This window comes from Buchnera aphidicola (Floraphis choui) (assembly GCA_039830045.1).
GTDB lineage: Bacteria > Pseudomonadota > Gammaproteobacteria > Enterobacterales > Enterobacteriaceae > Buchnera_B > Buchnera_B aphidicola_AX.
The window spans coordinates 491,862-503,364 of record CP140044.1; the positions used below are offsets into that span (position 1 = coordinate 491,862).

At 24.3% G+C, this 11,503-nt stretch carries 8 protein-coding genes and 1 other RNA gene; 8 read left to right on the forward strand and 1 reads right to left on the reverse strand.

What is annotated here, in order from left to right; genetic code table 11:
* Positions 1 to 42 precede the first annotated feature (42 nt).
* The 6 genes from clpP (at position 43) to UAT33_02225 (ending at position 9,457) form a co-directional block, all read left to right on the forward strand.
* Positions 43 to 666, forward strand: a complete 624-nt coding sequence (gene clpP / locus UAT33_02200; GenBank protein XBC43744.1) for an ATP-dependent Clp endopeptidase proteolytic subunit ClpP — start codon at positions 43 to 45, stop codon at positions 664 to 666.
* 97 nt (positions 667 to 763) lie between these two features.
* Positions 764 to 2,038 (forward strand): ATP-dependent Clp protease ATP-binding subunit ClpX, encoded by a 1,275-nt coding sequence (clpX, locus tag UAT33_02205; protein ID XBC43745.1) that lies wholly within the window; start codon positions 764 to 766, stop codon positions 2,036 to 2,038.
* Positions 2,039 to 2,221: 183 nt separating this feature from the next.
* Positions 2,222 to 4,561, forward strand: a complete 2,340-nt coding sequence (lon, locus tag UAT33_02210) for an endopeptidase La (protein XBC43746.1) — start codon at positions 2,222 to 2,224, stop codon at positions 4,559 to 4,561.
* A gap of 130 nt (positions 4,562 to 4,691) precedes the next feature.
* Complete coding sequence (locus tag UAT33_02215; GenBank protein ID XBC43747.1) at positions 4,692 to 5,789, forward strand: SurA N-terminal domain-containing protein; 1,098 nt, start codon at positions 4,692 to 4,694, stop codon at positions 5,787 to 5,789.
* Positions 5,790 to 5,954: 165 nt separating this feature from the next.
* A complete protein-coding gene (locus UAT33_02220; protein XBC43748.1) occupies positions 5,955 to 7,628 on the forward strand; it encodes an ABC transporter transmembrane domain-containing protein in 1,674 nt (557 codons plus the stop codon).
* A 65-nt stretch (positions 7,629 to 7,693) separates the two neighbouring features.
* Positions 7,694 to 9,457: a SmdB family multidrug efflux ABC transporter permease/ATP-binding protein gene (locus UAT33_02225; GenBank protein ID XBC43749.1), complete on the forward strand. Its 1,764-nt coding sequence runs from the start codon at positions 7,694 to 7,696 to the stop codon at positions 9,455 to 9,457.
* 32 nt (positions 9,458 to 9,489) lie between these two features.
* Here the strand turns inward: UAT33_02225 and ffs are convergent.
* Positions 9,490 to 9,587: signal recognition particle sRNA small type (gene ffs / locus UAT33_02230), an RNA gene on the reverse strand.
* A 172-nt stretch (positions 9,588 to 9,759) separates the two neighbouring features.
* Here ffs and dnaX point away from each other — a divergent pair.
* Entirely contained in the window at positions 9,760 to 10,881 is a 1,122-nt protein-coding gene (dnaX, locus tag UAT33_02235) for a DNA polymerase III subunit gamma/tau (protein ID XBC43750.1), read from the forward strand.
* A 70-nt stretch (positions 10,882 to 10,951) separates the two neighbouring features.
* Entirely contained in the window at positions 10,952 to 11,284 is a 333-nt protein-coding gene (locus UAT33_02240; GenBank protein XBC43751.1) for a YbaB/EbfC family nucleoid-associated protein, read from the forward strand.
* The last annotated feature ends 219 nt before the right edge of the window (positions 11,285 to 11,503 follow it).

The window sequence follows — 11,503 nt, forward strand, 5'->3', positions numbered from 1 at the left end:
TAAGAAATAATTCTTTCTGTTTCATAAACATTGGAAATAACAATGTCATATAATAAAAACAATACAAACAACAATAAAATTACATCATTAACCCCTATAGTAATAGAAAAAACTTCTTATGGAGAAAGATCCTATGACATATATTCAAGATTATTAAAAGAAAGAATAATTTTTTTAACTGGAATAATTGAAGATATAACAGCCAATGCTATTGTAGCTCAAATTTTATTTTTAGAATCTGAAAACTCAGAAAAAGATATTTTTATATATATAAACTCTCCTGGAGGTACGATTTCATCAGGAATGTCTATTTACGATACTATGCAATTCGTGACTCCAAATATTAATACAATTTGTATAGGCCAAGCATGTTCCATGGCTGCTTTAATTTTAACTGCAGGACACAAAGGAAAACGATTCTGTTTACCTAACGCACGAATTATGATCCATCAACCAATAGGAGGTTGCAATGGACAAGCTTCTGATATAGAAATTCACGCTCGAGAAATTATAACTATTAAAAAAAGAATTAATACATTAATGTCTATACATACTGGAAAAGATTTAAAAAATATAGAAAAAGACACTGAACGAGATTATTTTTTTTCTTCTGAAGAAGCAATAAAATATGGACTAATAGATTCTATTCTCCATCATAGAAAATAATTATTTTAAAATTTCATAATATCTTTATTATCATAATTATTAATGTAAGTAACCTTTAAATCCATCACTTATTCCATCAACTATACCAGGGAAAATAATGACAAATAATATCAAAAATGACAAAGAAAAACTATTATATTGTTCTTTTTGTGGAAAAAATCAAAAAGAAATAAAAAAACTAATAGCAGGACCATCAGTTTATATTTGTGATGAATGTATAAAATTATGTAATGATATTATTTATAAGGAAATTAAAAATACAATACCCTTAGAAAATACAAAATACAATATACCAAAACCTAATAAAATAAAGGAATATCTTGATAGCTATATAATAGGACAAGATAGAACCAAAAAAATTCTATCAGTAGCGGTATATAACCATTATAAACGAATTCAAAATATTAATTTAAAATGTGATATTGAATTAGGAAAAAGCAATATTTTACTGATTGGACCAACAGGAAGTGGAAAAACATTACTAGCAGAAACATTAGCAAAATTTCTCGACGTTCCATTTACCATAACTGATGCTACAACTTTAACAGAAGCAGGATATGTAGGAGAAGATGTCGAAAATGTTATTCAAAAATTATTAAGAGCCTGTAACTACAACATAGATCAAGCGGAGAAAGGTATAATCTATATAGACGAAATAGATAAAATCTCTCGTAAATCTGATAATCCATCTATAACTCGAGATGTTTCCGGAGAAGGAGTTCAACAAGCATTGTTAAAACTTATAGAAGGAACTATAGCTTCTGTACCTATTCAAGGAGGAAGAAAACACCCACAACAAGAATGTTTAAAAGTAAACACTTCTAAAATTTTATTTATATGTGGAGGAACATTTTCTGGATTAGAACAAATTATTTCTAAAAGAATAGAAACAGGAACAAAAATCGGATTCAATGCTAAAGTAAAAAAAAACAAAAAAAAATATATAAAAAATAAAATATTAGAACAAGTAACTACTGAAGATTTAATTAAATTTGGTTTAATTCCAGAATTTATCGGGCGATTACCTATTCTTACTACATTATGTGAATTAAACGAAAAAACGCTAATAGAAATATTATGCGTACCTAAAAATGCATTAATAAAACAATATCAAACATTATTCGATATTGAAGGAGTAAAATTACAATTTGACAATGAAGCTATTTCGTGTATAGCAAAAAAAGCTATGATTAGAAAAACTGGTGCACGTGGATTACGCTCAATTATAGAAATTATTTTACTGGATATAATGTATGATTTACCTTCTATGATAAATGTTGAAAAAATATTAATTAATAAACTAGTAGTTAACAACAAATCAAAACCAAAAATAATTTATAAAAAATATGATTCTACAACAGTTTCTAATTAACTTTAAAATACTATTTAGTTATTATGAAAACAGCTATTTATTGTTTTGTCACTTTAATTGATTAAAATAAAATATCAAATTTTTATTTTATAAAACTCAAGTTTATCATAATTTTAAACTATATATTGGTTTATTCAATATAGTTTTAAAATTTAAAATATTATTAAAATTAAGAGAGATTTTATGAATCTAAAACGTTCTGAGCACGTTGAAATTCCTGTTTTACCATTACGAGATGTCGTAGTTTATCCATATATGGTTATTCCATTATTTGTAGGAAGAGAAAAATCTATAAAATGTGTTGAAGCCTCTATGATAAATAATAAAAAAATTATGCTAGTAGCACAAAAAGAAGCAGAAATTGATGATCCTACTAACAACGATTTATTTACTATTGGAACAACAGCTTCTATACTACAAATGTTAAAGTTACCTGATGGAACAGTTAAAGTATTAGTAGAAGGATTACAACGTGCAAATATAAAAACATTAAAAAATAATGGGGATTACTTTATAGCACAAATTGAACCAATAATTGCACCTAATATTCCAAATAATGAACAAACTGTATTAATCAAAACTGCATTAAACCAATTTGAAACATATGTTAAACTAAATAAAAAAATTCCATCAGAAATACTAAATTCTTTATCTAATATAGATAATATAGAAAAACTATCAGATACGATTGCTATACATATGCCACTAAAATTATCGGAAAAACAATCTATATTAGAAATGTACCGCGTTAATGACCGATTAGAACGTTTGATGGCAATAATGGAATCTGAGATTGATTTACTTAATATAGAAAAGCGTATTCGAAATCGAGTTAAAAGGCAAATGGAAAAAAGCCAAAGAGAATATTATTTAAACGAACAAATAAAAGCCATTCAAAAAGAACTAGGAGAAATGGATGAAACTTTAGATGATAATGAACTATTAAAAAGAAAAATTCAATCTACTAGATTACCAAAAGAAGCAAGAGAAAAAATCGAGTCTGAATTTAATAAACTAAAAATGATGTCTCCTATGTCTGCTGAAGCAACAGTAGTAAGAAGTTACATAGATTGGATAATACAAATTCCTTGGAATAAAAAAAACAAAATAAAAAAAGATCTTAAAGAAGCGAAAACTATCCTAGATTTAGATCATTTTGGTTTAGAAAAAGTAAAAGAACGAATTTTAGAATATTTAGCTGTTCAAAGTAGAATTAGTAAAATGAAAGGACCTATATTATGTTTAGTAGGCCCACCTGGCGTCGGAAAAACATCTTTGGGAAAATCTATTGCAAGAGCTACTGGAAGAAAATATATCAGAATGGCTTTAGGTGGAATTAGAGACGAAGCAGAAATTCGAGGACATAGAAGAACATATATTGGTTCCATGCCTGGAAAACTAATTCAAAAGATTACAAAATCAGGAGTAAAAAATCCACTATTTTTATTAGACGAAATAGATAAAATGTCCTATGACGTAAGAGTAGATCCAGCATCTGCTTTATTAGAAGTATTAGATCCGGAACAAAATACTACTTTTAATGATCATTACTTAGAAATAGATTATGATCTTTCTGAAGTAATGTTTATTGCTACTTCTAATTCTACAAACATTCCTGCGCCTTTGCTAGATCGTATGGAAATTATTAGAATTTCTGGATATACCGAAAATGAAAAATTAAATATAGCAAAATCTTATCTAAAACCTAAACAAATACAAAGAAATGCTTTAAAAAAAAATGAGTTAACAATAGAAGACTCTGCTATCATTAATATTATTCGATATTACACGCGTGAAGCTGGTGTAAGAAATCTTGAACGAGAATTGTCAAAAATATGTAGAAAATGCGTAAAAACATTAATTTTAAACAAAACTCTAAAAAATATAAATATAAACAAAGATAATTTACACTCATACCTTGGAGTTCAACGATTCGATTTTGGAAAAATTATCAATACCAATCAAATTGGACAGGTTATTGGATTAGCCTGGACTGAAGTAGGAGGAGAACTATTAACAATCGAAAGCGCTTGTATATCAGGAAAAGGTAAGCTGATTTATACAGGATCTTTAGGAGAAGTAATGCAAGAATCTATTCAAGCTGCATTAACTGTAGTAAGATCGCACGCAAAAAAACTAGGAATAAAAAACAATTTTCACGAAAAGCATGATATTCATGTTCACGTTCCAGAAGGAGCTACACCAAAAGATGGACCTAGTGCTGGAATTGCTATGTGTACAGCAATAGTTTCTTGCTTAACAAACAATCCAGTACGATCAGACATTGCCATGACAGGAGAAATAACTCTAAGAGGACAAATTCTAACTATAGGAGGGCTAAAAGAAAAATTATTAGCTGCTCATAGAGGCGGCATTAAAAAAGTATTAATTCCTCATGATAATAAGAGAGATTTAGAAGAAATTCCAAAAAATATTCTTTCAGGTCTATATATTCATCCAGTCAAACAAATTGAAGAAGTATTAAACTTATCATTAGAACGTATGCCTTACAATCCAAAATAACAAACATTTTATTTATAAGACGCTCTAAAACTCATATATAAGCTGGAAAATAATAAAATTATAATTACCAGCTTATATATAAATTATAATTCAAAACAATATTACATTAATAAATTATACGAAATCACTAATGACGATTAAAAAAAAAATAAAATTAATAATCTCTAATATAATCATACTAATATTTTTAGTAATAATTTTTTTTTCATTAGTTATTACAAAAATAAATTTTTACTCATTAATTAATAAAAAAAACTATATAATAAAAATTAATAATGAAAAAATTAATTTAAATGATTTTATAAAAATATACACCATAGAACTATTAAAATACAAAAAAAATATTGATCTAAACAATTTAAAATCATTACAAAATCGAATATATTTAAAAAAAATATATAAAAAAGTAATGTTAAATATAATCTATGAAACTTTGTTAAAACAATATATAAAAAAATTGAATATATTTGCAAAAAGTTCTGAAATTAAAAACTATATACACAATCAATCTATTTTCAAAGAAAATAACATTTTTAGTATTAAAAAATACTATTCTTTTCTTAATTCTATTAACATGAATTCTAATGAATATATAAATAAAATTGAAACCAATCTTAAAATAAATAAATTTATATCTTTTATTTCTAATTCAACATTTGTTTTAAAAAATGAAATGGAAAATTTAATACAATTACTATCACAAGTTAGAATGATTAAAATTGCTCCAATAAAAATCTCTAATATTTTCAAATATCTAATCGATAACAACCGTAATATAAAAATCCATCATATTCAACATAATAGAAATATCTTATTTTTATCAAAAAAAAATACACTTAATCCTTTCATGATTACTAAAAAAATAATATACGAACTCAATCATGGATCTAATAAGATACTAAAACAAATGAATATAAAGTTTGAAAAAAAACAATTTTTTTATAAGTTTGATCTAAATAAATTAGAAAAACTAATATTTAACCTTCCACATCCTACATATAAAAAAAATATTTATTTTAGTATTCTTAAAAATAATCACGACTTGTTATTAGTTCAATTTTATAAAATCAAATATATAAAATTTTCAAAAAAACAAAAAAATATTATTTTTTCACGATTACTTAAACACAATATAGAAACAATATTAAATTCCATTATTAATAACCTATATACAAAAGCTAACATTTCATATGGAAGAGAATTAACTAATTTAAATCAATACTTTTAAAATATTAAACTTTTAAAATTATATTTAAAAAATAAGATATATTAAATATTTTTAAAAAATTAATTTCAAATATATTAATTATAAAATAAGAACTAACTTAAACTAAATAGTTTCGTAATTATACATATAATTAAACACTATTAATTCAACTACCAGGACATTTTTGTGGATTTATTTAAGCAACTAGGTTGGTATTTTATACGAGAATGGAAACAATATTTAATAGCTATTTTTTTATTAATACTTATTTCTATTTTGCAATTATTTCCACCAAAACTAGTAGGATTACTAATAGATTCTATCGTAAAAAAAGAAATCCAAGGTATACAAACATTTTCTTGGATTATAATCATTTTATGCATTGCAATAATAGTTTATATTCTTCGATATATGTGGAGAATTTTTTTGTTTGGGGCTGCCTATAAACTTGCTATTGAGTTAAGAGTAAAAATTTACGACCATATTATCAAAAAAAATCAAATATTTTATTTAAAATATAAAACTGGAGACTTAATGACACGAATTACTAATGATGTAGATAAAGTAGTGTTCGCAGCAGGAGAAGGAGTACTAACACTAATTGATTCTTTAGTAATGGGATTATCTGTAATAATTGTTATGATTATTCAAATTAATTGGAAACTTACTATATTTTCTCTACTTCCAATGCCTATTATGGCTATAATAATAAATAAAATAGGTAAAAAAATATATCATAGTTTTCAGAAATCCCAAACAGCATTTTCATATTTAAATAATCATACACAAGAAAGCTTAAACAATATTAGTTTAATTAAATCTTTTGGATTAGAAAAATACCAAATGAAAAAGTTTTACAAAACCTTAAAAAAATTAGGAAAAAAAAATACTAAAGTAGCAGAGATCAATGCTATGCTCGATCCAATTATACATTTATCTATTTCTTTATCTAATTTGCTAGCAATAACAATTGGAGGATGGTTATTTTGGAATAAAACAATTAGTATTGGACAACTAACTAGCTTTATAATGTATCTTGGACTAATGATTTGGCCTATGCTTGCTTTAGCATGGATGTTTAACATAGTAGAACGAGGAAGTGCAGCATGGAATCGAATACAATCAATTCTTATTCAAGATATACAAAAAGAAAAGCAATATAAAACTATTCCAATTTACTTTAACAAATTACATGTAAATATTAAAGAGTTCTATTATTACAAATGTAAAACTAAAATACTAAAGAACATTAAATTTTCACTATATAAAGGACAAACTTTAGGAATTTGTGGCCCAACTGGATCAGGAAAGAGTACTATTCTAAAATTAATTCAACAACAATTTCTAATATCTAATGGAAAAATATCATATAATTCAATTCCAATTAACCAATTTAATATAAAAGAATGGAGAAAAAAAATAGCAGTAGTAGATCAAACGACTTTTTTATTTTCAGATACTATTTATAACAATATTTCAATAGGAAACACACGTGCTTCCAAAAAAGAAATAGAAGAAGTAGTTTATCTTGCCAACTTGCATAATGACTTGATTAATCTTCCTAATGGTTACAATACCCAAGTAGGAGAACGTGGAATAATGCTATCGGGAGGACAAAAGCAAAGAATTTCTATTGCTCGAGCACTATTAGCAAAATCAGAAATACTAATGTTAGATAATGCACTATCTGCAGTAGATGGAGATACTGAATCAAAAATATTGAACAACCTTAATACCTTTAAAAAACAAGGATACACGATAATTATTTGTACTAATAGAATATCTTCGTTAATTAATTTTAACAAAATCATAGTTCTTAACAATGGAACAATAATACAAAAAAATAAATATAATAAATAAATTTAAAAATAAAGCATATAACATTATATACTTTATTTTAAGAATTACTAAAATATTAAAAAATAATGAAGAAAAAATATAAAACAAAATATCTTATTACAAAGTTTTGGCCAATATTAAAACGATTACTTCATTATGGAACAAACCACAAAAAAAAATTAATATTAGGATTTATTTTCTTATTATTAGCTTCAATATTTGAAGTATTAGGACCAGTATTAATTAGTTACTTCATACAAACTAGCTTAATAAAGCATCATATAAATCTTTCTACATTACTTACAATAATAATAATCTATATGTTTTTACAAATCATATCAGCTATATTTAATTATTTTCAAGATATCATTTTTAATAAAATATCAATAAAAATAATTGAAGAATTACGACTTAATTTAATGTCATCAACGTTAAATTTGCCTATAAGTCAATTTAACCAACAACCTATTGGAAAACTAATTTCATGTGTGACCAATGATACAGAAGTTATTAAAGAACTATATGATACATTTATTACTACATTATTCCGTAGTATTATACTAATTTGCGTTACATTAATAACTATGTTTATATTAGAATGGAGAATGGCAAGTATAGCAATAATTATTTTCCCATTAGTGCTAATAATAACATTATTATATCAATATTACAGTCAACCTATACTAAAAAAATCTCGAAAATACATTACTAGAATCTACAATATTTTCCATGAGATCATTAACGGGATTAGTGTAATACAACAATTTGGATTAGAAAAAAAATTTAAAAAATATATAGAAAGAACAAGTAAATTACATTATTTTTCTCGAATGAAAATATTACAATTAGATAGTTTTTTATTAAGACCGTTACTTAATCTTTTTTCAACAATTATATTATGTGGATTAATTCTATTATTTAGTTTTTATCCAAAAGGATTTTTTGAAATTGGAACTTTATATGCTTTCATTACCTATTTAGGACGCCTAAATGAACCATTAATCACAATTGCTTCTCAGCAATCTATTTTGCAACAATCTATAGTAGCAGGAGAAAGAATATTTAAATTTATAGATATTCCAAAACAAAAGTATGGAAAAGATTCAATTAATTTAAAAAAAGGAGAAATACATATTAAAAATCTAAGTTTTTGCTATGATAATAACTGCAAAAATATATTGCAAAACATTAACTTACATATTTTTTCAAAACAATTTGTAGCATTAGTTGGTTATACAGGAAGTGGAAAAAGTACATTATCACAACTTTTAATGGGATATTACCCGATCAAAAAAGGTAATATTTATTTAGATAATAGAAATATAAATTCTTTAAATAAAAATGTTTTACGAAATGGAATTTCTATTGTTCAACAAGATCCAATTATATTGGATGATTCTATTTTTGAAAATATTACACTTGGAAAAAAAATTTCCGAGCAAGTAGTTTGGAATATTTTAAAAAAAGTACATTTACTAAAATTAGCACAGTCAATGCCAAAAGGCATACATTCTCCACTAGGAGAAAATGGAAACATTTTATCTATAGGACAAAAGCAACTATTATCCATTGCTAGAATTTTAATATCTAATCCAAAAATATTAATACTAGATGAAGCTACTGCTAATATAGATTTAGAGACAGAAAAAAAAATACAAGAAATACTATCTTCTATTAAATCCTATACTACATTGCTAGTTATTGCTCACAGGTTATCTACAATAAAAAATGCAGATAAAATTGCAGTATTTCATGAAGGTAAAATAGTAGAGGAAGGAAAACATAACTACTTAATAAATCAAAGAAAACATTATTGGAAAATATATAGAAATCAAAATAACATTTTTTAAAAAACAAATTTTAAATTAATTAATATAAGAATTTCTGTTAGCAATAATCATAATACCTGCATTACTTAATATGGCTGCTATCTTCCGATCCTGACCAGTTTTTTAAGACTACAGTATTAGAATACTAACAGAAAACTCTTGATTTTAAGAATACATGAAATTATCATTAATTGCAAACTTTTTGTTAAATTTACTAACATTAATAGCACCACATAGTAATTTATTAGTACTCTTTTTAAATATTTGTTATAAATGTAATTCAATGCTATTATCATAAACCAATGTAAACTAACTTAATGAAAATGAATTATCAAATCCTATCTAATAAATGGCGTCCTCAAAAGTTTAGTGAAATTATTGGACAAAAATATATTGTCATTGCAATATGTAATGGATTGAAATTGGGACGCGTACATCACACATGGTTATTCTATGGCGTTCGAGGTACTGGAAAAACTACAATTGCTCGAATTTTAGCTAAAAGTTTAAGTTGTAAAAAAGGCATTACACATACTCCATGTAGAATATGTTTAAATTGTCAAGAAATAGAAAAAGGAACGTTTATTGATTTATTTGAAGTAGACGCTGCTTCTCGAACTAAAGTAGAAGATATGAAAGAACTATTAGATAATATATATTATTTGCCTACAAAAGGAAGATTTAAAATTTATTTAATAGATGAAATTCATATGCTTTCTAAACATAGTTTTAATTCACTTTTAAAAATAATTGAAGAACCACCACAACATGTTAAATTTATTTTAGCGACTACAAATTTAGAAAAAGTCCCAAAAACCATTTTATCACGTTGTTTACATTTTCAACTAAAATCAATTAGCGCAAACGAAATTCTAAAACGAGTCAAATACATATTATCTCAAGAAAATATATTATTTGAACACGAAGCAATAAAATTATTATCTATAGAATCTGAAGGTAGTTTAAGAGACGCATTGAATTTAACAGAACAAGCTATTTCTATGGGAAATGAAAAAGTTTCGACTAAAATTGTAAAAAATATGTTAGGAAAGCTAGATAATCATCAAATATTTACAATAGTTTTAGCTTTATTAAAAAAAGATTCTAAAAAAATACTATTATTACTGGAATATATAAATAAAATTGATGTTGATTGGGAATATATATTGATAGAAATTCTCAAATCATTATATCAAATAGCTATGTTAAAAATTTTTCCTAAAATAAACAATGACCATTTTTTTTGTAATAATCAAGAAGAAAATGAAAAAATGTATCAAATCTCAAAAATAGCTAAATATACTGATATTCAACTATATTATCAAACTATATTAATGGGTAAAAAAGAACTAAATATAGCTCCAAACCATCAAATTGGAGTAGAAATGACTTTATTACGCGCATTAAATTTACATACAACTCCAATAAAAGTTAATATTATCTAAAAAATAATTAAAATTACAATAATAGTATCAATATAAAAATTTTACTAATTAAATTAACACGGAAAATACAATGTTTTCTAAAACTAGATTGAACGATTTAATGCAACAAGCACAAGATATACAAAATAAAATGAAAAAAGTGCAAAAAGAAGTATCTAATATAGAAGTTATAGGAGAATCTGGGGCTGGAATTGTAAAAGTTACATTACTCGGATCGAGAAATTGTAAAAAAATTGAAATAGATCCTACTTTAATAGTTAAAAACGAAAAAGAAATATTAGAAGATCTAATAGTAGCAGCTTTTAACGATGCAACAAGACGTATATTAGAATTGCAAAAGCAAAAAATGTCTTCTATTTCATCTGATATTCCATTTTCTAACGACCTAAATATCTCTTTTTAAAAATAAATACTTAAAAGTATGTAATTATTATATTAAAAGTTAAACTTTTAATTTAAAAATAAAATTTTATAATATAATCGTACATTTAATATATAAAAAACTATATAAATATATTAAAAAATATTATTATATTTAATATAGATAATTTTATCATTTATGTTTAGAATATAATTAAATAATATTTATATTAAATACGCTTTAAATTTTACTAATTTTATC